The organism is Brevundimonas sp., assembly GCF_044336875.1.
GTDB lineage: Bacteria > Pseudomonadota > Alphaproteobacteria > Caulobacterales > Caulobacteraceae > Brevundimonas.
In genome coordinates, this window is the sequence record NZ_JBIIOP010000001.1 from 377,145 (window position 1) to 402,421 (window position 25,277).

Annotated in this window: 23 protein-coding genes and 1 tRNA gene; 10 read left to right on the forward strand and 14 right to left on the reverse strand. The window is 68.2% G+C overall.

Features of this window, described 5'->3' with window-relative positions; all coding sequences use genetic code 11:
• Nucleotides 1–34 precede the first annotated feature (34 nt).
• Genes ACIQ1T_RS01880 through ACIQ1T_RS01890 form a run of 3 tightly spaced genes read left to right on the forward strand, consistent with a single transcriptional unit; the run spans nucleotide 35 to nucleotide 2,846 of the window.
• Nucleotides 35–967: an ABC transporter ATP-binding protein gene (locus ACIQ1T_RS01880; protein ID WP_395942791.1), complete on the forward strand. Its 933-nt coding sequence runs from the start codon at nucleotides 35–37 to the stop codon at nucleotides 965–967.
• Nucleotides 967–1,734: an ABC transporter permease gene (locus ACIQ1T_RS01885; RefSeq protein ID WP_395942792.1), complete on the forward strand. Its 768-nt coding sequence runs from the start codon at nucleotides 967–969 to the stop codon at nucleotides 1,732–1,734. The genes ACIQ1T_RS01880 and ACIQ1T_RS01885 overlap by 1 nt, the downstream gene beginning before the upstream one ends.
• A gap of 41 nt (nucleotides 1,735–1,775) precedes the next feature.
• The gene (locus ACIQ1T_RS01890; RefSeq protein WP_395942793.1) at nucleotides 1,776–2,846 is read left to right on the forward strand and encodes a hypothetical protein; all 1,071 of its coding nucleotides are present in this window, start codon (nucleotides 1,776–1,778) and stop codon (nucleotides 2,844–2,846) included.
• 167 nt (nucleotides 2,847–3,013) lie between these two features.
• Here ACIQ1T_RS01890 and ACIQ1T_RS01895 read toward each other — a convergent pair whose 3' ends face one another.
• The 3 genes from ACIQ1T_RS01895 to tsaD are packed head-to-tail and all read right to left on the reverse strand — an operon-like array spanning nucleotide 3,014 to nucleotide 5,560.
• Nucleotides 3,014–3,397: a Rieske (2Fe-2S) protein gene (locus ACIQ1T_RS01895; RefSeq protein WP_395942794.1), complete on the reverse strand. Its 384-nt coding sequence runs from the start codon at nucleotides 3,395–3,397 to the stop codon at nucleotides 3,014–3,016.
• On the reverse strand, nucleotides 3,390–4,388 hold the full coding sequence (locus ACIQ1T_RS01900) for an NAD(P)H-dependent glycerol-3-phosphate dehydrogenase (RefSeq protein ID WP_395942795.1): 999 nt from the start codon (nucleotides 4,386–4,388) through the stop codon (nucleotides 3,390–3,392). Before ACIQ1T_RS01900 ends, ACIQ1T_RS01895 begins: the two co-directional genes overlap by 8 nt.
• 23 nt (nucleotides 4,389–4,411) lie before the next feature.
• A complete protein-coding gene (gene tsaD, locus ACIQ1T_RS01905) occupies nucleotides 4,412–5,560 on the reverse strand; it encodes a tRNA (adenosine(37)-N6)-threonylcarbamoyltransferase complex transferase subunit TsaD (RefSeq protein WP_395943108.1) in 1,149 nt (382 codons plus the stop codon).
• 41 nt (nucleotides 5,561–5,601) lie between these two features.
• Between tsaD and hemC the strand changes: the two genes are divergently transcribed.
• From hemC to ACIQ1T_RS01925, 4 genes are all read left to right on the forward strand, one after another.
• Nucleotides 5,602–6,555: a hydroxymethylbilane synthase gene (gene hemC / locus ACIQ1T_RS01910; RefSeq protein ID WP_395942796.1), complete on the forward strand. Its 954-nt coding sequence runs from the start codon at nucleotides 5,602–5,604 to the stop codon at nucleotides 6,553–6,555.
• A complete protein-coding gene (locus tag ACIQ1T_RS01915) occupies nucleotides 6,552–7,274 on the forward strand; it encodes a uroporphyrinogen-III synthase (RefSeq protein WP_395942797.1) in 723 nt (240 codons plus the stop codon). The genes hemC and ACIQ1T_RS01915 overlap by 4 nt, the downstream gene beginning before the upstream one ends.
• A gap of 41 nt (nucleotides 7,275–7,315) precedes the next feature.
• Nucleotides 7,316–7,391: transfer RNA gene (locus ACIQ1T_RS01920), tRNA-Thr, on the forward strand.
• Between the two features lie 400 nt (nucleotides 7,392–7,791).
• Complete coding sequence (locus tag ACIQ1T_RS01925; protein WP_395942798.1) at nucleotides 7,792–8,145, forward strand: helix-turn-helix domain-containing protein; 354 nt, start codon at nucleotides 7,792–7,794, stop codon at nucleotides 8,143–8,145.
• 2 nt (nucleotides 8,146–8,147) lie between these two features.
• Here the strand turns inward: ACIQ1T_RS01925 and ACIQ1T_RS01930 are convergent, their stop codons facing one another.
• From ACIQ1T_RS01930 to ACIQ1T_RS01945, 4 genes are read right to left on the reverse strand one after another with little or no spacing between them, the layout of a single operon-like run.
• A complete protein-coding gene (locus ACIQ1T_RS01930) occupies nucleotides 8,148–8,504 on the reverse strand; it encodes a hypothetical protein (RefSeq protein ID WP_395942799.1) in 357 nt (118 codons plus the stop codon).
• A 19-nt stretch (nucleotides 8,505–8,523) separates the two neighbouring features.
• The gene (locus ACIQ1T_RS01935; RefSeq protein WP_395942800.1) at nucleotides 8,524–8,973 is read right to left on the reverse strand and encodes a hypothetical protein; all 450 of its coding nucleotides are present in this window, start codon (nucleotides 8,971–8,973) and stop codon (nucleotides 8,524–8,526) included.
• A gap of 14 nt (nucleotides 8,974–8,987) precedes the next feature.
• Complete coding sequence (locus ACIQ1T_RS01940; protein WP_395942801.1) at nucleotides 8,988–9,329, reverse strand: hypothetical protein; 342 nt, start codon at nucleotides 9,327–9,329, stop codon at nucleotides 8,988–8,990.
• A gap of 29 nt (nucleotides 9,330–9,358) precedes the next feature.
• Nucleotides 9,359–9,805, reverse strand: coding sequence for a helix-turn-helix transcriptional regulator (locus ACIQ1T_RS01945; RefSeq protein WP_395942802.1), 447 nt, complete (start codon nucleotides 9,803–9,805; stop codon nucleotides 9,359–9,361).
• Between the two features lie 148 nt (nucleotides 9,806–9,953).
• Between ACIQ1T_RS01945 and metK the strand changes: the two genes are divergently transcribed.
• Entirely contained in the window at nucleotides 9,954–11,159 is a 1,206-nt protein-coding gene (gene metK / locus ACIQ1T_RS01950; protein ID WP_395942803.1) for a methionine adenosyltransferase, read from the forward strand.
• A gap of 7 nt (nucleotides 11,160–11,166) precedes the next feature.
• Here the strand turns inward: metK and ACIQ1T_RS01955 are convergent, their stop codons facing one another.
• The 7 genes from ACIQ1T_RS01955 to ACIQ1T_RS01985 form a co-directional block, all read right to left on the reverse strand.
• Complete coding sequence (locus ACIQ1T_RS01955; RefSeq protein ID WP_395942804.1) at nucleotides 11,167–12,438, reverse strand: pentapeptide repeat-containing protein; 1,272 nt, start codon at nucleotides 12,436–12,438, stop codon at nucleotides 11,167–11,169.
• Nucleotides 12,439–12,491: 53 nt separating this feature from the next.
• Complete coding sequence (locus ACIQ1T_RS01960; protein WP_395942805.1) at nucleotides 12,492–13,121, reverse strand: bifunctional diaminohydroxyphosphoribosylaminopyrimidine deaminase/5-amino-6-(5-phosphoribosylamino)uracil reductase RibD; 630 nt, start codon at nucleotides 13,119–13,121, stop codon at nucleotides 12,492–12,494.
• Complete coding sequence (gene gpmA / locus ACIQ1T_RS01965; protein ID WP_395942806.1) at nucleotides 13,118–13,831, reverse strand: 2,3-diphosphoglycerate-dependent phosphoglycerate mutase; 714 nt, start codon at nucleotides 13,829–13,831, stop codon at nucleotides 13,118–13,120. The genes ACIQ1T_RS01960 and gpmA overlap by 4 nt, the downstream gene beginning before the upstream one ends.
• Nucleotides 13,832–14,083: 252 nt before the next feature.
• A complete protein-coding gene (locus ACIQ1T_RS01970) occupies nucleotides 14,084–16,708 on the reverse strand; it encodes a TonB-dependent receptor domain-containing protein (protein WP_395942807.1) in 2,625 nt (874 codons plus the stop codon).
• A gap of 230 nt (nucleotides 16,709–16,938) precedes the next feature.
• Entirely contained in the window at nucleotides 16,939–18,873 is a 1,935-nt protein-coding gene (locus tag ACIQ1T_RS01975; RefSeq protein ID WP_395942808.1) for a methyl-accepting chemotaxis protein, read from the reverse strand.
• Nucleotides 18,874–18,951: 78 nt separating this feature from the next.
• A complete protein-coding gene (locus ACIQ1T_RS01980; protein WP_395942809.1) occupies nucleotides 18,952–20,340 on the reverse strand; it encodes an OprO/OprP family phosphate-selective porin in 1,389 nt (462 codons plus the stop codon).
• 154 nt (nucleotides 20,341–20,494) lie between these two features.
• Nucleotides 20,495–21,862: a dicarboxylate/amino acid:cation symporter gene (locus tag ACIQ1T_RS01985; RefSeq protein ID WP_395943109.1), complete on the reverse strand. Its 1,368-nt coding sequence runs from the start codon at nucleotides 21,860–21,862 to the stop codon at nucleotides 20,495–20,497.
• 242 nt (nucleotides 21,863–22,104) lie between these two features.
• Here ACIQ1T_RS01985 and ACIQ1T_RS01990 point away from each other — a divergent pair, with 242 nt between their 5' ends.
• Nucleotides 22,105–23,940 (forward strand): ATP-binding protein, encoded by a 1,836-nt coding sequence (locus ACIQ1T_RS01990; protein WP_395942810.1) that lies wholly within the window; start codon nucleotides 22,105–22,107, stop codon nucleotides 23,938–23,940.
• A complete protein-coding gene (locus ACIQ1T_RS01995; protein WP_395942811.1) occupies nucleotides 23,940–25,274 on the forward strand; it encodes a sigma-54-dependent transcriptional regulator in 1,335 nt (444 codons plus the stop codon). Before ACIQ1T_RS01990 ends, ACIQ1T_RS01995 begins: the two co-directional genes overlap by 1 nt.
• The last annotated feature ends 3 nt before the right edge of the window (nucleotides 25,275–25,277 follow it).

Below are 25,277 nucleotides of genomic sequence, written 5' to 3' on the forward strand. Positions count from 1 at the left end.
CGGGCGCATCCGCCTCCGGGATGAGGGAGCGCCGATGCCGGTTATCGAGATCGAAGGTCTAACCAAGACCTACAAGTCGGGGCACCAGGCGCTGAAACGCGTCGACCTGACCATCGAGAAGGGCGAGATCTTCGCCCTTCTGGGGCCGAACGGAGCGGGCAAGACCACCCTGATCTCCATCGTCTGCGGCATCGTCACCGCCACGACCGGGGCGGTGATCGCGGACGGGCACGACATCCGCAAGGACTTCCGCCCGGCCCGGACCAAGATCGGCCTGGTGCCGCAGGAGCTGACCACCGACGCCTTCGAGACGGTGCTGGCCACGGTCAGCTTCAGCCGGGGCCTGTTCGGCAAGGCGCCAAACCCGGCCCTGATCGAACAGATCCTGAAAGACCTGTCGCTGTGGGACAAGCGCGACGCCAAGATCATGACCCTGTCGGGCGGGATGAAGCGCCGGGTGATGATCGCCAAGGCCCTGAGCCACGAGCCGGACATCCTGTTCCTGGACGAGCCGACGGCGGGCGTCGACGTGGAGCTGCGCCGCGACATGTGGGCCATGGTCCGCAAGCTGCGCGAACGCGGCGTCACCATCATCCTGACCACCCACTATATCGAGGAGGCCGAGGAGATGGCCGACCGGGTGGGGGTGATCCTGAAGGGCGAACTGATCCTGGTCGAGGAAAAGACCGCCCTGATGAAGAAGCTGGGCAAGAAGACCCTGACCCTGAACCTGATCGAGCCGCTGGTCGCCCTGCCGGCCGACCTGTCCGATTGGGATCTGACGCTGAAAGCCGAAGGGGGCGAGCTGGAATACAGTTTCGACGCCAACGCCGAGGACACGGGCGTGCCTTCGCTGATCCGCCGTCTGGAACGGCTGGACATCGCCTTCAAGGACCTGAACACCCGCCAGAGCTCGCTGGAAGACATCTTCGTCAGCCTGGTCCACCGTGATGGGGAGACCGTCTGATGAGCTTCAACGGATATGGCGTCTGGGCCATCTACAAGTTCGAGATGGCGCGCGCCCTGCGCACCGTGTGGCAGAGCATCGTCACCCCGGTGATCACCACGGCCCTGTATTTCATCGTCTTCGGCGGCGCGATCGGCAGCCGGATGCAGGCGGTCGACGGCGTGGCCTATGGCGCCTTCATCGTGCCGGGCCTGATCATGCTGAGCCTGTTCACCCAGTCGATCTTCAACGCCTCCTTCGGCATCTATTTCCCGAAATTCACGGGGACCATCTACGAGATCCTGTCGGCGCCCGTGTCGTCGCTGGAGGTGGTGATCGCCTATGTCGGGGCGGCGGCGACCAAGTCTGCGGTGCTGGGCCTGATCATCCTGGCCACCTCGACCCTGTTCGTACCGCTGCAGGTGCTGCATCCGGTCGCCATGCTGGCCATGCTGATCCTGATCTCGGTGACCTTCAGCCTGTTCGGCTTCATCATCGGCATCTGGGCCGGCAGTTTCGAACAGCTGAACTTCATCCCCATGCTGGTGGTGACGCCCCTGACCTTCCTGGGCGGCTCCTTCTATTCGATCAACATGCTGCCCGACGTCTGGCGCACGGTGGCCCACTTCAATCCGGTGGTCTATCTGATCTCGGGCTTCCGCTGGACCTTCTACGGCCAGGGCGACGTGCCCATCGGCGTCAGCGTGGCCGCCACGGCCGGCTTCTTCGTCGTCTGTCTGGCCGTGGTCATGTGGATGTTCAAGACGGGCTACCGGCTCAAGAACTGAGTCGTCACGAAACCGGCCAGATCGCCAGCGATTAGAGTATCATGTCCGACGACAAGAAGACCGCCGAACCGGCCGCATCCCAAGGCGCGCAAGCCGAACCCTTCGCCCGGAAACAGGTGACCTGGGGCCGGATGCCCGCAACCACCTTCCACGTCGGGCCTGTGCCGTTGGCGCGCAATCCGCTGGACCGTATCCCCAATCCGCCGCGCAAGGCGCCGCAGGGGCAGGCTCAGGGACAGGTTTCGGCTCAGGGACAGGCGCCGCGCCCGAACCCGCTGGAGGGCAGTCTTCAACCCCGTCGCGCGACGCCCGCGCCGCGTCCGGGCGGCAGCATCCTGGGCGGGTCGCTGATCCCGCAGGCGCGCCCCGCCCCCGGTCCGCTGCCGACTCCCCAGGCTGCGCCGCAGCCGACGCCCGCCGCCGATCTGACCGTCCGCCCCCTGCCCGACGCGCCGGAACCTGCAGCGACGCCTGTGGTCGAGACGCCGGTCGCGCCCGAACCGGCTCTGCCGATCCCCGTCGCCGAAACCCCGACCGCCGTGATCGCGCCCGCCGTGGTGGAGACGCCTGCGGCCGAGCCGGTCGCGCCGGTCTACGCCCGCGCCTCTGCGAAACGCCCTTCGCGCCTGCCGCTCTATGTCGGCGGCGGGATTCTGGCCGCCCTGGTCATCGGCGGCGGCCTGTGGTTCGCCCTGCGCCCGGCTCCGACGCCGGCGCCCGCCGTTCCGGTCGAACAGACCCTGACGCCCGCCACCGTCCCGGCGACGCCCGTCGAGACCCCGGCCGCGCCCGTTGCCGCCGAGGCGGAACCTGCCCCGGCTGAAACCGCGCCCGCCGAGACGACCACTCCCGCCGCCGCCACGCCTGCGCGCGAAGCCGCGACGCCGCCCCGGGCGCAAACGCCTGCTGCGTCCCAGCCCTCATCTCAGCCCGCGACGCGTCCCACGGCCCAGGCTCCGGCGGCTACGACGCCGCAGCCGGCCGCGCCCGCCGTCCAGACCGCGCCCTTGGTGATCGTGCCGCCGGCGCCGACGCCCGCGCCGACCGCCGCCCGCCCGGCCGAGACCGATCCGAACGCCCCGGTCGTGACCCGGCCGCAACCGCTGGATTGAGCCCTGCCGTCTCCTCCCCGCTTCGCGGGGAGGGGGACCGCGAAGCGGTGGAGGGGCTCTTGAAGTCCCACCGGCTTTCGTTCTTCGCGGATGAAGAACCCCTCCGTCACGGCGCTGAAGAAGCGCCGCGCCACCTCCCCGCGAAGCGGGGAGGAGACGAGCGACGCTTAAGCCGTCCTAATGATCCCGCCGCTGGCCGCGACCGGCCAGGGCGTCAGGCGTCCGCCGGCGCAGGGGCCGCCCTTGCATTCCCCGGTCAGGGGCTCGAACACCGCCCCGTGCCAGCCGCACAGGATCAGCGACCCGTCCGGCGTCAGATAGCGGTCGATCTCCATGGCGATGGGAAAGCCCGCATGGGGGCAGCGGTCGATCCAGCCGGCGACCTCGCCGTCCTTCCGCACCACGAAGCCGTGGAAGAAGGCCTCGCCGATCTGCAGCACGAAACCGCGCGAGCCGGGGTCGGCGATGTCGGTCTCGGCGCACAGGGCGACGTTCGGCGGCGTCTTCCAGACCCGTTTGCGCTCGGTCGGCGCGGCGGCGTCTTCAGACACGCTCGGCCTTCAGCGGGCGCGACAGCAGGCCGTCGATCAGGCCGTCGACGGTGATCTCGCCCGCCAGCAGGGCGGCGACGCCCTCGGAAATCGGGATCTCCACGCCCAGGCGGGCGGCCAGTTCACGCACGGCGGGCGCGCTCTCGTAGCCCTCGGCCACCGACCGTTTGCCGGCCAGAGCCTGTTCGACCGTCTGGCCCTGGCCGAGCGCGAGGCCCAGGCTCATGTTGCGCGACTGGGGGCTGGAGCAGGTCAGGACCAGGTCGCCCAGGCCGCACAGGCCCGCCACCGTCTCGGCCTGACCGCCCATGGCCACGGCCAGCCGGGTCATTTCGGCGAAGCCCCGGGTGATCAGGGCGGCGTGGGCGCTGCGGCCCAACTGGCGCCCCTCGGAGATGCCGCAGGCGATGGCCAGGACGTTCTTCAGCGCCCCGCCCGCCTCGGCGCCCACCAGATCCGTCGCCAGATAGGGGCGGAAGCCCGGCGCCGACAGGGTGTTCAGCAGGGCCTCGCCCAGGGTCTCGTCGGCACAGGCCAGGGTGACGGCGGTGGGCAGGCCGCGCGCGACCTCGCCCGCGAAACTGGGGCCGGACAGGACGGCGGCCGGGGCGTCCGGCAAGGTCTCGGCCAGGACGTCGGTCATCAGCTTCATCGTGCCGCGCTCGACCCCCTTGGAGCACAGCACCACCGGCACGCCCGCCCGGTGATGGGGAGCGAAGGCCGTCAGGGTGGCGCGCATATGCTGGGCCGGGGGTACGGCCAGGATCAGGTCGCAGGCGCCCAGATCCGCCAGGTCCGAGGTGAATTTCAGCTCGGGCGCCAGGGGCACGCCCGGCAGATAGAAGTCGTTGGCGCGGGTCGCGCGCAGGGTCTCGACCAGTTTCGGCTCGCGCGCCTGAAGCGTCGTGTCCAGACCGGCCCGGACGCAGACCTGGGCCAGGGCCGTGCCCCAGGCGCCCGCGCCGATAACCCCTGCCGTGCGGAATTCCATGCGCCCTCCCGAGGCTTTGTTAGTCATGCCTTGGCGCCTTTACGGCCCGGCCTGTGCGAAGGATCGGCCAGGGCGCGCGCTTCGTCCAGCGGCCATCGCGGCCGGGCGACGACGTCGATATCGCTGGTCAGGCCCAGGGCCAGGCGCTCGGCCCCCGCCAGGGCGATCATGGCGGCGTTGTCGGTGCAATAGGCCATCGGCGGGGCCAGGAAGTCGAAGCCATGCTTGGCCGCCGTCGCCTGCAGCGTGGCGCGGATGGTCCTGTTGGCCGCGACGCCGCCCGCGACGACGAAAAGCCTATGGTCGCGGGTCTCGGCGTAATCCCTCATCGCCCGCTCCGACCGCTCCGACAGCTGGCGGGCGATGGCGGCCTGGACGGCGGCGGCGAGGTCGGCCTTGTCCTGTTCGGTCTCGCAGGTCTGGGCGATGCGGAAGGCGGCGGTCTTCAGGCCCGAGAAGGAGAAGTCGCAGTCCTTGCGGCCCAGCAAGGCGCGCGGCAGTTCGTAGCGGGTGGGATCGCCGCTGACCGCCAGCTTTTCCATCGCCGGACCGCCGGGATAGCCCAGGCCCAGGGCCTTGGCGATCTTGTCGAAGGCCTCGCCGGCCGCGTCGTCGATGGTGGCGCCGATCCGACTCATGTCGCCTATGCCGCGCACCTCAAGTATCTGGCAATGCCCGCCCGAGACCAGCAGCAGCAGGAAGGGATAGGTCACCTCCGCCCCCAGACGGGCCGAGACCGCGTGCCCCTCCAGATGATTGACCGCCACCAGCGGCAGGCCGCGCGCCAGGGCCGCCGCCTTGCCGAAGCTGAGGCCCACCATGACCCCGCCGACAAGGCCCGGCCCGGCGGTGGCGGCGATCCCGTCCAGACCGTCGTAGCCCATCTCGGCCTCCGCCATGGCGCGGCGGGTGACCTCGGCGATCATTTCGACATGGCTGCGGGCGGCGATCTCGGGCACCACGCCGCCATAGGCCGCATGGTCGTCGATCTGGCTGTGGACCACCGAGGACAGGACCTCGGCCCGGCCGCCGGTCAGATCGGAAGGATACAGGCGCACCACCGAGGCGGCGGTCTCGTCGCAACTGGTTTCGAGGCCCAGGACAATCAGGGGTCGGACAGACGGTCCAGTTGCCGCTGCCGGGCCGCTGCTATAGTCGGCGGAAATCTCCATCCGGGTCGAGGTAGCGACCCGGCGCCCGGTACGCAATGTTCATGACCCTTCCTCTCCGCATCGGCACCCGGCGTTCGAAGCTGGCCCTGGCCCAGTCGGGCATGATGCAGCGCGCCATCGGCCGCGCCCTGGGCGTGCCCGAGGCCGAGATCGAGAGCGCCGTCCCCCTGGTCGAGATCGTCACCACCGGCGATCGGGTTCAGGACCGCCGCCTGCTGGAGATCGGCGGCAAGGCCCTGTTCACCAAGGAGATCGAGGAGGCCTTGCTGGACGGCCGGATCGACGTGGCGATCCATTCGATGAAGGACGTCCCGGCCGAACAGCCCGAAGGCCTGTGCATCGCCGCCATCCCGGAGCGCGAGGACGCCCGCGACGCCTTCATCAGCCGCGACTTCGACAGTTTCGACGCCCTGCCCTTCGGCGCCCGCCTGGGCACCGCCAGCCTGCGGCGTCAGGCCCAGGCCCTGGCCCTGCGGCCCGATCTGAAGATCGAGATGCTGCGCGGAAACATCGACACCCGGCTGCGCCGCGCCGCCGACGGCGAGTTCGACGCCATTCTGCTGGCCGTCTCGGGCATGACCCGGCTGGGGGTGACCGAACATATCCGCGAGAAACTGTCGCTGGACGATTTCCTGCCCGCGCCGGGTCAGGGCGCCCTGGCCCTGCAGACCCGCGCCGCCGATCTGGACGCGCCCTGGGCCGCCGCCCTGAACCATGCCGAGACCGCCGTCTGCGTCGCCGCCGAGCGTGGGGCCATGACGGCGCTGGAAGGCTCGTGCCGCACGGCCGTCGGCGCCTACGCCCTTGTCGAGAACGGAAGCCTGCGCCTGACCACCGAAATGCTGAGCCCCGACGGCTCGGCCCGCTGGCGCCGTGTCGGCGAACTGTCCCAGCTGACCGAGACCGATGCTCGCGCCCTGGGTCGACGGCTGGGCGCAGAGGTCCACGCCTCGGCCGGCGACCAGGAGGTCGACCCAGCGACCCTGGACGGATGAGCCCGTCCCGCCCCAAATCCACAGAGACCCGCGTCTGGGTTACCCGCGCCGAGCCGGGCGCCTCCCGCACCGCCGACCGGCTGCGCGATCTGGGGTTCGAGCCCGTGGTCCTGCCCCTGCTGGTCGTGAAGCCGCTGCCTCAGCCCCTGCCCGACCTGGACCGGTTCGCCGCCCTGGCCTTCACCAGCGCCAACGGCGTCGCCGCCTTCGCCGGCCTGACGTCGCGCCGAGACCGTCCGGTCTTCGCAGTCGGCGACGCCACGGCCCAGGCGGCGCGCCAGGCCGGCTTCGCCGCCGTCCGCTCCGCCGCCGGCGACCTGAACGACCTCGCCCGGCTGATCGCCGCCGAGCTCACCGACGCCGCCCTGCTGGCGCCGCAGGCTGAAGCCCCCGCCGACGACTTCGCCGCCGCCCTGGCCCGGGCCGGCGCCCGCGACGTCGTCGTTCAGGCCCTGGCCGTTTATCGCACCACCCCGGCCCCGACCGTCGCGCCGCCCGTCTTCGACGCCGTCCTGATCCACTCCCCGCGCGCCGGCCAGGCGCTGGCCGCCCTGGACGCGGCCCTGCTGTCGTCGGCTGCCATCGTCTGCATCTCGCCCGCCGCCGCCGCCCCCCTGATCGCCCAGGGCCTGACGCCGGCCGTGTCGCCGACGCCCGACGAAACGATATTGCTCACGACCTTGAAAGCGACGCTTGGCAAGCGCGATACGGCCGTATAAAGAGCCCCTCTCGCGCGGGCGGCTTCGCCCATCGCGACCGGGCCGCTTTAGCTCAGCCGGTAGAGCACATCATTCGTAATGATGGGGTCAGGTGTTCGAGTCACCTAAGCGGCACCACTTTTCCTAGTAAATTCGATCGGTACACGTCCAACCATCTTGGCTGGACGCCGATGTGCGCCGGCCGCAACCGACCCACATCTGTCAATCATCGTTTATCGAGCGAAAGTATAAGTATTATCAGCGATCACCTTGCAGGATAATCGTCCACCAACCGGGCGGCGGCATTCGTGATCATGCGGGTCGTTCTCATAAGCTAACCTCAAACCCCACATTCGAACCCGCGCCATTTTCTGAAACGACGATGTCGAATATGAAATAACGCCCTCCACACTTCGCCCGACAGTTGAAGTTAAGGATATTCCGGATACGTAGCATTCCGCTAAAGTAGCGCTTTGGCTTGACGGCTTGACGGATTTCAGGCCTGACGACGCCATTCTCGTCTCCCCCGAAGGCCAAGATGAACGACGCAGTAGACCCCGTTGATATCGCGATCGGCGCTCGTATCCGCACCCGCCGCGAAGAGCTCCGCATAACCCAGGCCCAACTGGCCGCCGGCGCTGGCGTGACTTTCCAGCAGATTCAGAAGTACGAGCGCGGCGTGAACCGCGTCTCGGCCGCTCGTCTGCTGCAGATCGCCGCCGTGCTGAAGTCCACCGGCGCCGCCCTGCTGGGCGAGCTGGAGACCGCAGAAGGCGACGAACTGGTTCTGGCCGCGCCGGGCGTGGCCGAACTGCTCTCCGCCTTCCGCAGCATCCGCGACGCCGAAAAGCGCGACGCCCTGCTGACGGTGGCCAAGGGCCTGCGCGGCTGAGATCAGGCGCGCGCCTGCAGCAGTCTGTCGACCGCCTGGCCCGCACCGCCGCCGACCGTCAGATCGGCCAGCCACGTCTGCACCGCCTCCAGCGCGCGGACATCGAGACTGTCCGATCGACCGGAGTCGGCGATGTTCTGCCGCACGATCTCCAGCAGGCACGCCGCCTCGGTCGCGCTGGCCGGGGCATGGTTCAGCAACTGCGTCTCGGCGTCGACCATCGGCCCGAGATCCAGTTCGGCCAACAGGTTGTCGCCGCAGGCGGTCAGACCCGAGGCGCCGACCTTGGCCGCCATGGTCGCGGTCTCGAACCACGACCGGAACAGCGGCATGAAATTCGTGAGGGCTTGAGCGTTCACGGTGAATATCCTTGTCAATCTATAGGGTGCGCGGCTCTGCGCGCGGTTTGATTTCTGATCGTGCATAGGGCGCAGCCGTCGCCTCCCAGACGCCGAGGATGGCCAGGGCCATGATCTCGACCCAGACCACCATCCGCGTGGTCACGATCGACCAGGTCAGGGCGTCAGGCCCCACCAGGGAAGAGACATGGGTGCCCAACGCGAGCATCTGGGCGCCGGCGGCGAACAGGAGCCACCAGCGATCGTAACGAAGGCTGAGCCGGACAAGCAGGGCCAGAAGGCTGACGGAGATCAGGGCCACCGCCCATCGGAACTGACCGATGACCAGATGATCGACCCAACCTGAAGCCAGTTGCGTGAAAAGGAACGCAGCTCCCGCCTGGCGCTCGGGCCTTCCGCCCTTCCAGATCAACAGTCCCAGCGCCGTAAAGGTCAGGACGGTGCCGAAAATCCAGAGAGGTGAAGGCATTCCGTTCCGACCGGTCAGGCCGCCAGCTTCAGCATGTCGGCCGACGCCAGGACCGGAGGCCTGGACTTGTCTTCGCCCATACCATCCATGCGCCAGCCGATCTGGTGCTCGTCGGCCACGACCGAGAGACCGGCATGACCGGCGGCGACCGCGGCGCGGACCGCAGCGAGTTGATTGAGACCGACGACGATATTCTCCAGCGCCGACTGACCGACCTCGGCCGCCAGTCGCGCCTCGACCCGTCCCTCGAGCGAGGCCTGGATCAGCCTGCAGACCTCGATCATGGCCTGATCGATCGCGTGTTCGGCGGTCCTGACCTGACGCGCCACCTTAACCCCGACGTGCATGTTTCTCATCTGTTGTCCTCCAAGAATGACGCTTCGCGTCAGCGGGACCAAGCGGGAGCGATCCGGTCGAACAGGGAGGGAAGCACCATCCCCGCCGTCACGATCCCGATGGCGAGCAGCAGGGCGACAACGGCCCCCGCAGCTATGACCGTCAGTCTGGCGCCGACGCCGCGAGGCGGAGCCGGCAGGTACCAGGACGTCGAAGCGAGAGAACCGTCGTCGTCCGACTGTCCGGCCGACGTGGGATCAACAAGCCCGGCCCGGGCCGGTTCGGAAATGAGTATCGTCTGCCCTGAGTAGTCGCTACTCAGCCGGCGCGCAGCCAGTTTGCGGTCGGAAACGCCCAGCTTGGCATAGGCGCGATGCAGGTGATTGCCGACGGTGCGGGGGGAAATGCCGAGGCGAGCGGCGATCTCCTTGTCCTCCAGACCCAATCCGGCAAGGCGCACGCATTCGATCTCTCGTGGCGACAGGCTTTCAGACATTCACGCACTCCCCCCGTCGTCATAGCCGAATTTAACGACACGACCACATACGGAGTCTTCCCCACTCGTCGCCAAAGCGCCCGAGATCGCTTGAACATATAAGCATATCTTTATATGTCTGACGGCCTGACACTGACAGGAGCCTCTCTTGGCCGCTCGTTCCTCCTTCTTCTTCACCTCGGAAAGCGTCTCCGAGGGCCACCCCGACAAGGTCGCCGACCGCATCTCGGACACTGTCGTCGACGCCTTCCTGTCGAAGGATCCCGAGGCGCGGGTCGCCTGCGAGACCCTGGTGACCACCCAGCGCATCGTGCTCGCCGGCGAGGTCCGCGCCACTCAGCCGGGCAACACCAAGGAAGAGAACGAGGCCTTCACCCAGTCGATCATCGACAGCCTGGAGCCGCTGGTCCGCGCCGCGGTCAAGGACATCGGTTACGAACAGGACGGCTTCCACTGGGAAACGGCCGAATACGCCTGCTATCTGCACGCCCAGTCGGCCGACATCGCCGTCGGCGTCGACTCGACCAATGAGAAGGACGAGGGCGCGGGCGACCAGGGCATCATGTTCGGCTACGCCTCGAACGAGACGCCGGAACTGATGCCGGCGACCCTGCAATACAGCCACAACATCCTGAAACGTCTGGCCGAAGTCCGCCACGCCGGCGGCTCGCAGCTGGAGCCCGACGCCAAGAGCCAGGTCACGATTGAATACCTGGACGGCAAGCCGGTCCGCGCCACCTCGATCGTCCTGTCGACCCAGCACGCCAAGGGGCTGAGCTCGGCCCAGGTCGCCGAGATCGTGAAGCCCTACATCCTGGAAGTCCTGCCGGAAGGCTTCACCGACGAGGAGACCGTCTGGCACATCAACCCGACCGGCATCTTCGAGATCGGCGGCCCGGACGGCGACGCCGGCCTGACCGGGCGCAAGATCATCGTCGACACCTACGGCGGCGCAGCCCCGCACGGCGGCGGCGCCTTCTCGGGCAAGGATCCGACCAAGGTGGACCGTTCGGCCGCCTACGCCTGCCGCTACCTGGCCAAGAACGTGGTCGCCGCCGGCCTGGCCGACCGCTGCACCATCCAGATCTCCTACGCCATCGGCGTGGCCAAGCCCCAGTCGATCCACGTCGACCTGCACGGCACGGGCACGATCTCGGAAGCGGTTCTGGAAGACAAGATCCTGGACCTGATCGGCGGCGCCACCCCCCGCGCCATCCGTCAGCACCTGCAACTGAACAAGCCGATCTACGCCCGCACCACGGCCTATGGCCACTTCGGCCGCGAGCCGGACGCCGAGGGCGGTTTCAGCTGGGAGAAGACCGACCTGGTCGATCAGCTCAAGGCGCTGGCCTAGGCCGGGATCAAGCGGCCTGGTCGTCGACGACCAGGCCGTGAACGCCCGTCAGGTTCGCATCGGTGAGGTCGATCTGACGGGTCTGGGCGCCGTGCAGGGTCGCACGCCCAAGATCGGCGCCGACCATGACGGCGCGGCGCAGGTCCGCGCCGGACAGGTCCGCGCCCCGCAACACCGCCCCACTCAAATCCGCGGGTAGAAGTCGGTCTGCGGCGATCAGCAGCGGACCCAGCTGCGCGCCGCGCATATCCGCCCCATTCAGTCTGGCGTTCTTCAGACGCGCCCCCCGCAGGTCCGCCCGATAGAGCTTGGCCGAGCGCAGGTCGGCGTTCTCGAGGTGCGCGCCCTGAAGCTGCACCCCCTCCATGTCCAGGCCGTAGAAGACCGCGCCCTTGGCCGACAGGGCCGTCAGGTTCAGGCCCGTGATGGATTTCAGCGGACGCAGGTCGACCCCGTCGAACACCGACGGCTGCCCCTCGCCGCCGCCCGTCTCGCACCACCTGGCGTGTTCGCGCAGCATTTCGGCCGCCGGCATCCGGTCGACGGATTCCCCGACCGTGCTCTTGTCCGTCAGCGCCCCTTCCATATTGGCGCCGTCGGCGCGCCACATGGTCATCTTGCAGCCCACCAGGATGGCGTCGCGCATGTCGGCCCCCGACAGGTCCGCGCCCGACAGGTCCGCCCCCGCCAGGTCGGCGCCGCGGAAGTCAGCCTGTTTGAGATTGGCGCGGACCATCTTGCAGTCCTTCATCACCGCGCCGGAGAAGTCGGCCTTGATGGCGATGACGCCGGACATGCGCGAACGCTGAAGATTGGCGCCGGACAGATTGGCCCCGACCGCCTCGGTCTCTTCCCGCTGGCGGGGCTCTATGACCTTGAAGCCCAGCTTGGCGTCGGCGGCGGCGATGGTGCCTTCGCGCAGGTCCGCCTCGAACAGGTCCGCTCCGGACAGGTCGGCGCCCCGAAGACAGGCCCCGCGCAGGTCGGCACGCCGCAGGCTGGCGTCGGCCAGGGTCGCGTCCTGCATGTCCGCGCCGAAGAAATTGGCGTTGTCGAGCTTGGCGCCGGTCAGGTCGCAACCTTCGAGACAGGCGGCCGCGAAGTCGGCGTCGGCGAGATTTCGCCCCTTCAGGCTCAGCCCCGACAGGTCCATCCAGGCGAAGACCGCGCGGGCGCCGCCGGGACGGGCCTGGAACAGCCGATCGTGCCGGGCGCAGACGACGTCCAGTTCCGCCTGTGTCAGGCGCTTGCGTACAATAGGTTCAGCAGCCTGGCCCATTGAACCAACATGCGCCCGGGCGACTTAAGAAACCCTTGCGCAACAGTCGGTTGTCACTCGGTCAGCAGTCCTTGCTCGCGAAGGGCGTCCGCCAGCTCGCCCGGGGAGGTCCACAGGCGGGTGTAGCCGGCCTCGCCCAGGCGCTTCAGTTCGGTCACCAGATCGGATTTGGCGGAGGCGGCGAAACGGCCGTCGAACCCCGCGCCGTCCTTGCTGACCCGCACCATCGGGCGGCCTGTTTCCAGGCGATGCAGGAAGCCCTCGCACAGGGCGGCGCCCTCCTCGCACATCAGACCGGTCTCGACCGTCAGCCCCTTGGCGCGCAGCCGCTCCGTGCCCCGTCCCGCCGCAAAGGGCGATGGGTCCAGGCAGGCGACCACGACCCGTTCCACGCCCGCCTCGGTCAGGAAATGGGCGCAGGACTGGCGACCCGACGACCGGGCCCCGCACGGCTCCAGCGTCACATAGACGGTCGCGCCGGCGACCTCGGCCCCGGCGGCGGGCACGGCCTGTTCCTCGGCATGGGGTCGGCCGCCCGGCGCGGTGGCGGCCTGGGCGATCACCCGGCCGTCCTTGACGATGACGCAGCCCACGGCCGGGTTGGGCCAGGTCTCGCCCATGCGACCGGTCGCCAGCTCTATGGCCTGGGCCATGAAGGCCCGGTCGGCGTCGGTCCAGCTCATGCGATCGCCGGCAGCTCTTCGGCGCGGCTGGCGTCGAGATAGCGGGCGGCGGTCGGTTTCAGATCGGCGTCCAGATCGATCTCCAGCGGATTGCCGGTGGGGATCTCCACGCCGACGATCTTATCGTCCGGCACGGCGAACAGAAGCTTGACGATGGCGCGCAAGGAGTTGCCGTGGGCGGCGATCAGCACGTCCTCGCCGGCCTTCAGGCGCGGGGCGATCTCGGCGTCCCAGTAGGGTTCGACCCGATCGAGCGTGGTCTTCAGGCTCTCGGTGTCCGGGATCGACTTGCCGGCGTAGCGAGGGTCGGCGTTGAAATCGAACTCGCCGCCCGGCGCCAGGGGCGGCGGCGGGACGTCATAGCTGCGGCGCCAGACCTTGACCTGATCCTCGCCGTGCTTTTCGGCCGTCTCGGCCTTGTTGAGCCCGGTCAGGCCGCCGTAGTGGCGCTCGTTCAGGCGCCAGTCCTCGATCACCGGCACGTCCTTCAGGCCCGCCGACTGCAGGGCCAGGGCGCCGGTGCGCTTGGCGCGGGTCAGGACCGAGGTGAACATGACGGCGGGCGTGAAGCCGGCCTCGGCGATCAGCTCGCCGCCGCGACGGGCCTGGGCCTCGCCCTCCGCCGTCAGATCGACGTCGACCCAGCCGGTGAAGCGGTTCTCGAGGTTCCACTGGCTCTGGCCGTGGCGGAGCAGGATCAGGCGCGGCATTCGGTCGGTCCTTCGGCAAACAGTCAGTCCGGGTAAGCCGCCGTCATGAAGCGGTCAAGATGTCCCAACTGACGGGATGCTGCGTCGCACACAGGCGCCCGCCTTGTCGCCGGGGGAACCGGCCGTTACCCTGACCGGATGTCGGACCGTCTGTTCTTCCCGCTGGCCCTGGCCGCCGTCGTCGCCCTGGTCGCCCTGGCCGTCGTCTGGCCCTGACGACACGGGCGACGCCGAAGCGCCGCCCGCCGTCGATCAGTAGAGGATCTTGCGCAGGTTGATCCGGAACACCCGGCCCTGCGGATCCAGATAGTCGCGCTGATAATTGACCGGGGTCACGCCGTCGCTGCTGGTCACCGAGACGCGGTCGTCGAAGATGTTCTGAACCCCGACGCCGATGCGCGCCCCCTTCAGGATCGGGAAACGCTCGACCCAGGACGTGCGCTGGGTCAGGTCGGCGAAGGCGAACAGGTTCACCGTCATCCGATCCGAGAAGTTCAGATCGGTGGCGTCGCCATTGACGGTCGTGCCCGACTTCCAGTTGGCGTTGATGAAACTGCCGAAGCCGTTCTTGAACACGCCGGTCTGCACCTGGACCTCATGGCGCGACTGGCCGCCCGAGCCCGAGATGGAGTCGCCGCCCAACAGGTCCAGCGGCGCCAGGCCGTCGCGGATCACCACCTCGTCCTGAACCCGCCAGGTGTGGGTCACGGAGAGGTTGAACATGCCCTGACCGGGCTGCATCCCCGCCCCGCCGCGACCGCCGCGGGGGCCGCCGCCCGGGCCGCCGGGTCCGCCGGGTCCGCCCATCATCATCCGGGGACCGCCGCCGGGACCGCCAGGTCCGCGTGCGCCCTGGGCCGCCGCAGGGTTCGGCTTGCCGAAGGCGCGCGAGAGGTTGAAGCCCCACTGGACGTCCTGCTGTTCGCGGCTGGAGAAGTTCAGCGGGCGGGCGTCGATGGACTGCAGCGTGCCGTCGATCGGATCGCGCGTGAACCGCTCGGGCAGGGCCGCCTCCAGATCCGGTGTGATGGTCGGGAAGCTGGAGATCTCGTTCTCGGCCCGCGTCCGGGTATAGGCCAGGTTCAGGCGCAGATCCTTTTCCGAGAAAGGCTGCCAGTTGACGCCCAGCTTGAGGATACGCCGATCCTCGGCCTTCAGGTTCGGATCGCCGCCGGTGATCTGGACGATCTCGACCGTCTCGTTGTTCCGGAAATCATAGACCGGCGTATTGGGCGTGCTCACCGTCGGGTCGTTCAGTTGCTGGATCGTCGGCGCCTTGCCTTCGCTGGAATAGTTGGCGGACAGGGACAGACGCTCGATCGGCGACCAGTTCAGGCCGGCGCCCAGGCTGGACACCCCGCCGAAGTCGGACAATTCCTGATAGGCCAGGTTCATATTGGCCGACAGGTCGCCGATCCCGGGCAGGACGCCCCGGTCGCGGTTGGAGATCGGCAGGTCGACATTGGCCTGCAGACTGCCCAGGTCGCGTGACTGCGACCGTTCGCTGAAGTCGCCGGAGCGGACGCTTTCGGAATCGAGCGACTGGTGGCGCGCCCCGACCTTGAAGGTGGTGGTCGCGTCGCCGGCGGGCAGTTCCCAGGCCGTGCCGTTCAGCACCATCTCGGCCTCGGCGGTCTGGGCGATGGATCGCGCGGTGTCCCGCGACGCCAGGGAGATCGCGCCGCCCAGGTCGCCGAAGGGGTTCAGGGTCGGATCGCCTGCGGTGATTGCGGCCTGAAGCGCGGTCGCGTCCACGCCTCTGCCCGTGGCGGTGTCCGTCTCGACGCGGCTGTATTCGCCCGTCGCGGTCCAGCGCCAGTCGCCGATATAGCCGTCGAACACCGTGCCCAATTCAGCGGTGCGGGTATTGGTCTGGCGCGTCAGGGCGTCGGGGCGGTCGACATAGCGATACAGCAGCACGTCGTTGCCGAACGGCGACCAGGGACTGTCGCTCGGCAGGGTCAGGGTCACGCCCGGCAGGCCCAGATAGCTGCGGCTGGAGGCGTCCTCCAGACTGCCGCTCAGGGTCATGCCGACCTTGTCGTTCAGGTCGTGCTTGTAGGTTCCCGAAAGGGAGGCGTCCGCCGAACGCGGCAGCAGGGTGCGATAGGCGTTCAGATCGCCGTTGCGCGCCACGCCCGCCGTGGAGGCGAAGTCGGCCAGGCTGGGCGCGCCGTTCGCCGCCGTCGCCGGCACGCCGGCCACCGTGGCCGCCAGGCTCGGATCGAGCGCGCCGCCGTTCAGTCCGGCGACATTGCCGATCCGGTCGAACAGGACGCCCGTGTCGCTGCGGTCGATGTTGCGTTCGCTCTCGAACAGAGCGTTGCTGGTCGTGCCCTCGATGTCGAACGACCAGCGGTCGGCGCCGGCGATCTTCAGGATGTTGTTCTCGCTCTCCGTCGTGGTGCGGCCGCCCTGCTCGGGACGGCTGACGTTGAGCGATGTGGTCAGGGAGCGGAAGTTCGCCTTCAGCACGATGTTCACGACGCGCTGGTTGGCGCTGTAGCCGTAGGACAGGGCCGTCTCTTCCGGCAGAACGTCGAACCGTTCGATGGCCTCGGGCGGGATGCCGCGGATCTCGCGGAAGCCCGAGATGCGCCGGCCGTTGACCAGGAAAACCGGCGAGCCGCCGCGCGCGCTGCGGGTCTGGGCCTCCAGCAGGGTGACCAGTTCGCCGATGTTGGTCGCGCCGAAGGCCTGGATCTGGGCGGCGTCGTAGGAGACGATCGGCTCCTGCCCGCCCAGGGCGACGCCGCGTTTGGCCGCAGTCACCTCGACATCGGGCAGGACGACGGTCGTCTCGTCCTGCGACGTCTGTTGAATTTCGACGGTGGCGGTCGGGGCCAGCGCGAGCAGCATAAGCGCGGTCGGGGTCATGAAACGGCGTTCCGGGAGGAAGAAATTAAGCCCCTTGGGACGCGACAATCATGGCCGGAAAGCGGCGCAATTCGTGACGTTTTAGAAAGCGTTGCGCGTATCCAACACAGGCGAAACAGTTGCGACGGAAAACATTATTTGGCGCGTTGAACAGAGTTTGAGCCACGACTCTAGCGCAGCGCAATTACGAAAGCGGGCCGGTTTCCCGACCCGCTTCCTTTAACCTGAGATCAGAACTCTTCCCAGCCATCCGAACTGGACGAGATCGGAATGTCACGACCGTTGGCGACCTTGACCACCCGCTGTTCGGCACGCGGGGCGGGACGCGGCGCCGCAGGACGGGCTGCAGGCGCGACCGCCACGGGGCCGGAACGCCGGGCGCCGTTCGACACCTGGAAGAAGGCGACCTGGGACGACAGGTCCGCCGTCTCCTGACGCAACGAGGTGCTGGCGGCCGTGGCCTGTTCCACCATCGCGGCGTTCTGCTGGGTGACCTGGTCCATCTGGTTCACGGCGACGTTGATCTCGTGCAGACCGGTCGCCTGTTCCTTGGCGGAGGCGGCGATCTCGACCACCAAGGCGTTGATGTCGTTGACCTGGGACGCGATGGTCTTCAGGGCAGAACCGGCCTCGCTGACCAGACGCACGCCGTTCTCCACCTCGGCGCCCGAGCTGTTGATCAGGGCCTTGATCTCCTTGGCCGCATCGGCCGAGCGCTGGGCCAGGGCCCGCACTTCCGAGGCGACGACCGCGAAACCGCGACCCGATTCACCGGCGCGCGCCGCTTCCACGCCGGCGTTCAGGGCCAGCAGGTTGGTCTGGAAGGCGATCTCGTCGATCACGCCGACGATCTGGCCGATCTGACGCGAGCCGTCCTCGATCTTCTGCATGGCCTCGACGGCGTTCATGACGACCGCGCCCGAGGCTTCGGCGCTCTGGCGGGCGCCGCTGGTGACATTGGCGGCCTGGCTGGCGCCGTCGGCGGTCTTGCGGACCGTGACAGTGATCTGGTCCAGGGCGGCGGCGGTCTCTTCCAGGCTGGCGGCCTGTTGTTCGGTGCGACGCGACAGGTCGTCCGAGGCCTGGCTGATCTCGCCGGCGCCGGAGTCGATGCCGGCGACCGAGCCCAGCACGCCGGTGACGGTTTCTTCCAGACGCGAGATCGAACGGTTGAAGTCGGTCTTCAGGATCTCGCTGCGTTCCGGGAAGGCCGCGTTGATGCGATAGACCAGATCACCTTCGGCCAGGGCCGACAGACCCTTGCCCAGGCTTTCGATGACGACGGCGTTCTCAGCCGCTTCCTGGGCCTTCAGGGCCTCGGTGCGGCGGCGCTCGACCTCGGACTGGTCGCGCATGGATTCGGTTTCCGCTTCCAGCGCCTTGGCGCGCAGGCCGTTGTCGCGGAAGATCTGCATGGCCTGGGCCATGGCGCCGACTTCGTCCTTGCGGTCCGTGTCGGGAATGGTCACGTCCAGCTTGCCGTTGGCCATGATCGACATGACGTCGGTCATGCGCCGGACCGGGGCCACCATCAGGATCGACAGTTGCACGCCCAGGAAGACGGCGGCGGAGACCAGGATCAGCCCCCCGACGGCCAGGGCGATGAAGGAGGACATGATCGCCGACGCCTGCTGGGCGTCGCGTTGGGCCATCCGTTCCGTCTCGATGTTGCGGACGTTGGTGATCGACTTGGTGATATGGGTGACACGAACCTTGTCGGAGTTCTGCACGACATAGTCGCGCGCCCCCTGCGCCCGGGTCGCATCAAGGGCGGCCTCGGTCATCGGCGTGCCCACCGTCGAACGCCAGATCTCGGCGTCGGCGGCGGCCTTGTTCAACTGGGCCTTCTCGTCTTCGGTCAGCGGAGCGGCGTTCAGGGTCGCCATCGCGTCCTGGAACTGCTTGATGCCCTCGCGATAGGTGACCATGTAGTCGGAATCGCCCGACAGCAGGACGCCGCGCATCTGCGAGTTCACGCGCAGCATGCCTTTTTCGGCGAGATGGGTTTCGTCGATGATCCCCTTGCTTTCGGCGTTCAGCTCTGCGGCCGTCTTCATCGCGGACAGCTGGAAGAAGACCGCGCCGATCATGGCGGCGGCGACGGTCAGCAGCAGGGCGAAGGCGATGGCCAACTTCCGCTGCATCGGGATGTTCTTGGGGTTCATGCGGTCATCTCTGAAATGCGGGGAGTCATTTGAGAAGGAAACCCGGAACGGCGGACCGTTCCGGGCGGGAAGTCAGTTTCAGAAGCCGGCCTGGACGCGAATGGTGGCCGTGTTGCCGCTGTCGTCGCCAATGAAGGCGCCGGTGCGGTTTTCGACCGACCAGGCCGTCCAGTGGGCGGAGACGCGGGTGTTGTTCGTCGGATACCAGTTGACGCCCAGCAGCCAGGTGTCGCCCTCGCCGCCCGTGGGATTGTCGCTGTAGTCCGCGTTGTCGTAGCGGCCGACGATCTCGACCGCGCCATAGCCGTCGGTTCCCAGCGGGTTCAGCACCTTGGGACGCGCCCAGGTGCCGGTGCGGGACGAAAGAGGCGGGGTTTCGCCGGTGATGAAGAAGCCGGCCGAGATGGCGTAGGCGTCCTGATCGAAATCGCGCGCGGCCGTCTCGACGACGCGCTTGCCGCCCTCGGCCATCAGCCAGCCCGGACCACGCACGCCGCCCAGTTCCAGACCCAGGCCCTTGCTGCCCTTGGGATTGGCGTAGGCACCGCCCGACAGGCGCAGATTGTCGTTGTAGCGCGACGACACGATCAGGCTGCGCGAAGAGATGGTCGCCGAGGGCGTCAGGTCTTCGACGAAGGCCCAGCCGCCGAGGTGCAGGAAGCCGTCCTCGGTCTTCAGCGGCGACCAGTGGGTGCGGCCCATGAGGGTCACGGAGTCGTTGTTCGTGCCGTCGCTGATGGCGTCGCCGGTGACCGACAGCGAGGCGTGCCAGACGCTGCCCGTCAGTTTCGAGCTGACGCCGACGCCATAGGCGCCGCGTTCCGGGCCGACGGTCGAGACCATGAGGCTGCGCTCGAGGAAGGGAACCTGGTCTTCGGCGGTGCCGCCTTCGACGCCGCGGTCGTTCAGGCGCTGACCGACGGAGACCTCCAGGTCACGACCGGCCAGCTTGGTCGAATAGGACAGGAAGGCGTTGTTCACATTGGTGGCGTTGTCGGCGAAGTCGGCCTCGACCCAGTAGCTGAAGCCGCCGGGAATTTTGCCTTGGCCGCCGATGCGGATGCCGCGCAGTTCGGTGCCGGTCAGGTTGCGATTGTCGAAGTCCGAACCGAAGGTGGTCGACAGGTCGGTCGTCACCCGCATGCGCGGCTTGAAGGTGAAGGCGCCGTCCGGGCTGCGCAGTTCGGGCAGGCCGGTGGACCAGTCCACGGTCGAGGGCGCAGGCGCGGCGGCGATCGCCGTCGGGCGCGGCGCCGGCGCGGCGACCGGGGCCGGGGTTCCGGCGGCCGCCGTCGCGACGGGAGCATGCGATTGGGCCTCGAGTTGTTCGAGGCGGGCTGACAGGGCCTGCACTTGGGCGCGCAGGGTGGCGATTTCTTCCGCGGACGGCGTCGATGACTGGGCGAAGGCGGAAGTGGCGAGCGCGGCGAGGCCGACACCCGCCGCGAGGGAGCGGGGGAGGATCATGAGAAACACCTGTAAAGCGTGACTGTTAAGGAAGCCCCAAACGGGCGTACGCAGAACTGCGTAATCTTCGCAGGCCTCACCCGGCGTGACCGGGGGCCAGATGCAGTACAGGCGCCGCCCCTTTCGGAACGACGCCTGTTTTCCGGGGAGGAAATCAGTCGGCGGTGACAAGGTCCTTGTCACCGGGCCCGGCCGCCGGGTCCGGCAGGGCCGCGATCGGCTGAGGTGCGCCGTTCAGCGCCTTGCTCAGCGCGTCACGGTCCAGTTCGCCTTCCCAGCGGGCGACGACGATGGTCGCCACCGCATTGCCGATGAAGTTGGTCAGCGCGCGGCACTCGCTCATGAAGCGGTCGACGCCGAGGATCAGGGCCATGCCGGCGACCGGCACGGTGGGCACCACCGACAGGGTCGCCGCCAGGGTGATGAAGCCGGCGCCGGTGATGCCGGCCGCGCCCTTGGACGACAGCATGGCCACCGCCAGCAGCAGGATCTGCTGTTCCAGCGTCAGGTTGATGTTCATGGCCTGGGCGATGAACAGGGCCGCCATGGTCATATAGATGTTGGTGCCGTCCAGATTGAACGAATAGCCGGTGGGAACGACCAGGCCGACGACCGACTTGGACGCGCCGGCGCGTTCCATCTTGTTCAGCAGCGACGGCAGGGCGGCTTCCGACGAGGAGGTGCCCAGGACCAGCAGCAGTTCTTCCTTCAGGTAGCGGATCAGCTTCAGGATGTTGAAGCCGTTGGCCCAGGCGACCAGACCCAGGATGCCCACCACGAAGACGATGGCCGTGATGTAGAAGGTGGCGACCAGGGCGGCCAGATTGGCGATGGAGCCGATGCCGTACTTGCCGATGGTGAAGGCGAAGGCGCCGAAGGCGCCGATGGGCGCGGCCTTCATCAGGATGGCGACCAGCTTGAAGAAGGCGTGGCTGATCGATTCCAGGAAGGTCAGGACCGGCTTGCCGACCGGGCCGACCGAAGCGAGGGCGAGGCCGAACAGGACCGAGACGAACAGGACCTGCAGGATGTTGCCGTCCGCGAAGGCCGAGACCACCGTGTCGGGAATGATGGCGGTCAGGAAGCCGACGATGGTCGTCTCGTGCGCCTGTTCCGAATATTTGGCGACCGCGCCGACATCCAGCGAGGCCGGGTCGATGTTCAGGCCCCGCCCGGGCTGGACGATATTGGCGATGACCAGACCGACGATCAGGGCCAGGGTCGAGAAGGTCAGGAAGTAGGCGAAGGCCTTGGCGGCGACCCGGCCGACCCGGCCGATGTCGCTCATGCCGGCGATGCCGGTGACGATGGTCAGGAAGATGACCGGGGCGATGACCATCTTCACCAGCTTGATGAAGGCGTCGCCCAGCGGCTTGAGGCTCTCGCCGAAGGTCGGCCAGAAATGGCCGATCACGGCGCCGGCCACGATGGCGGTCAGGACCTGAAAATACAGATGCCGGTAGAAGGGCCGGCGAACGGCCGGTTCTGCGGCGCCCCCATCGGGGGCTGAAGGAAGCGCGATCACGGAAGGCTCCTGTTACAGCGGGAACATCCCGCGGTCTCCTCGAGGGCCTCGATCTGTGTCGAAGCTCCGAAGCTAATGTCCCTCACGCAAGCCGCAGCTCAAAACTCATTCGAGATTGCAATCAAGATATTGATACATAAGGAAATTGATCGACAATCGCTCGGTCGTGATCCGGCCATGATGTGATTGTCCGCACATCGCCATGGCATGTTTGTGCGAAATACCGCACAAAGGGCGACATGAAGCCCCGGCCGCACGTCAAGATTCTCGAAGAAGCGTCGATATTCAGCACCTCCTGGATATTCTTGCTGGCGGGATGGCTCGCAGCCATCCTGATCGTGGCCGGTCTGGCGGGCGAGGCGGTTCGTCAGGACGCCACGCAGGAACTGGAACGCAAGGCCTCGGCGTCGGCCGCCCTTCATGCAGCGGTGCTGCGCGCGGAACTGGAGAAGCAACGCTCGGCGCCCTTCATCCTGGCCAGCGACCCGGACGTCGGAGCCCTGTTGTCCGCCCCGACCCGAACCGACGCCGATCGGGTCGATCGCAAGCTGGAACGACTGGTCGCCCAGACGCGGGCGGCCGTCATCTATGTGCTGGACGCGCGCGGCCTGACCTTGGCGGCCAGCAACTGGAACCAACCGACCAGTTTCGTCGGCACCAGCTACGCCTTCCGCCCCTATTTCCTGAACGCGATGAAAAACGGCGGCGGCGAATTCTTCGCCTTGGGCACGGTCAGCGGCCGCCCCGGCCTGTATCTGTCCCGACGGGTGGACGACGCCGCCGGCGACCCCCTGGGCGTCGTTGTGGTGAAGGTCGAGTTCGGCGCCCTGGAGGCTGACTGGCGCGCGTCCGGCGAGCCCGCCTATGTCGTCGACCCCGGCGGCGTCGTCCTGGTCACCAGCGTTCCCCAATGGCGGTTCAGCACCACGGCGAAGATGACCGAACAGCGCCGCCGCCTGACATTGACGGACCATACCCTGACCCCGGCGGATCTGAAGCCCCTGCCCTTCCCGACGCCCGACGGCGACCGCCCCCGTCTGGTCCGCGCCAAGGTGGATGGAATCGAGCAGACCTGGATGCACGCCCAGGTCGACGCCTCGACTCCGGGCTGGACCCTGCACCTGCTGTCGCCGGGACGCGGGGCGGTGGACGCCGCAGTCGCAGGCGCGCGGGCCCTGGCGGCCCTGATCGTCACCCTGCTGGCCGGCGTGGGCGCCGTCCTGTTGCGCCGTCGTCAGCAGGCCCGCGCCAACGCCCAGGTCAAGGAGCAGGACCGGCAGGAACTGGAGCGGCGCATCGCCGAACGCACCCGCGAACTGAGCACCGCCAACGCCGCCCTGAACCGTCAGATCGAGGAACGCCGACGCGCCGAGGCGGCGCGCGAACTGATGCGCGACGAACTGATGCAGGCCAGCAAGCTGGCGGCCCTGGGCCAGATCGTCGCCAGTGTGGCGCACGAGATCAACCAGCCGGTCGCCGCCATCCAGACCCAGGCCGAGACCGTCGGTGTGCTGCTGGCGCGCAACCAGCCCGACAAGGCCCGCACCGCCCTGGACCGGATTTCCGACCTGACCCAGCGCATCGGCGCCATCACCCAGGATCTGCGGATCTTCTCGCGCAAGGCCACGCCCGCCATCGACGGGGTTCGGCTGGAGGACGCCATCCACGGCGCCCTGCTGCTGACGCGCGGACGACTGGATGAACGCCGCGTCGCGCTGGAACGGCGCGGCGACGCCGAGGTCACAGTGCGCGCCGACCGGTTTCGCCTGGAACAGGTGATCGTCAATCTGATCAAGAACGCGGCCGAGGCCATGGAGGATCGCGACGGTTCCCTGCTGATCCTGGCGGTGGAGCGCGACGGTGATCAGGTGCGCCTGATCTTCTCCGACAACGGGCCGGGCCTGCCGCCCGAGGTGGTCCGCCAGCTGTTCACGCCCTTCGTCACCACGCGCGCCAACGGCCTGGGCCTGGGGCTGGTGATCTGCCGCGACATCATCGCCAGTTTTGGCGGCGAGCTCGATCTGGTCCCCAGCGCCCAGGGCGCCACCTTCGTCGCCACCCTGAGAGCCGTCTGATGCAGTTCGCCGCCCCGCTGACCGTGGTCCTGGTCGAGGACGACGCCGACTTCCGCCAGGCCCTGGTCGAACGCCTGATGCTGGAGGGGTTCGAGGTTCGCGCCTTCGCGGCGGCCGAGCCGGCGCTGAAGGCCGTCGACGCCGACTTCGCCGGCGTGGTCGTCACCGATCTGCGGATGCCGGGCATGGACGGTCGCCAGTTGCTGTCACGACTGCAGGCGCTGGACACGGCCCTGCCGGTCATCATGATCACGGGCCACGGCGACATCGGCGACGCGGTCGCCGCCATGCACGACGGCGCCTATGATTTCGTGGCCAAGCCCTTCCCGTTCGAACGACTGCAGGACAGCCTGAACCGCGCGCTGGAGAAGCGCGGCCTGGTGCTGGAAAACCGCCGACTGGTCGCCATGGCCGCCGAGGGCGGACAGGAGCTGCCCCTGGCCGGTTCGTCGCGCGCCATCACGGCGCTACGCGCCACCATCGCCCAGATCGCCGACGCCCGCATGGATGTGCTGATCGAGGGCGAGACCGGGGTAGGCAAGGAGGCGGTGGCGCGCGCCCTGCACAACGGCGGCCGTCGCCGGCTTGCGCCCTTCGTCGCCGTCAACTGCGGCGCCCTGCCCGACGGCCTGATCGAGAGCGAGTTGTTCGGCCACGAACTGGGCGCCTTCGCCGGGGCCCTGCGACGCCGCGTCGGCCACGTCGAACGCGCCGACAAGGGCTCGCTGTTCCTCGACGAGGTCGAGAGCATGCCCCTGGCCGTGCAGGTGAAGATGCTGCGCGTGCTGGAAGAGCGTGAAATTCACCCCATCGGGGCCAACGAACCCCGCGTTCTGGACCTGCGCATCCTCGCCTCGGCGAAGGTCGACCTGGGCGAGGCGGCCCGGCGCGGCGCCTTCCGAGAGGACCTCTTTTACCGCCTGAACGTGGTGCGGCTGCGCGTGCCGCCGCTGCGGGAACGGCGCGAGGACATTCCCCTGTTGTTCGCCCACTTCCTGCGTCGCGCCGCCGATCGCCACGGCATCGAACCGCCGGCCATCGACGACGGCGTGCGGCGATCCCTGCTGGAGGCCGACTGGCCCGGCAATATCCGCGAACTGGCCCATTTCGCCGAAAGGGTCGTGCTGGGCCTCGACGACGACAGGACGGCCGCCCAGGACGATCTCAGCCTACCGGACCGGCTGCACCGGTTCGAGGGCGAACTGCTGCGCGGGGCGTTGCAGACCTATCGCGGCGATATCGTCGCGGTGCTGGAGGAGATGCGCATCCCCCGCAAGACCCTGTACGACAAGCTGCAGCGCCACGGGCTGAAGCCCGCCGACTTCCGGGACTGACCG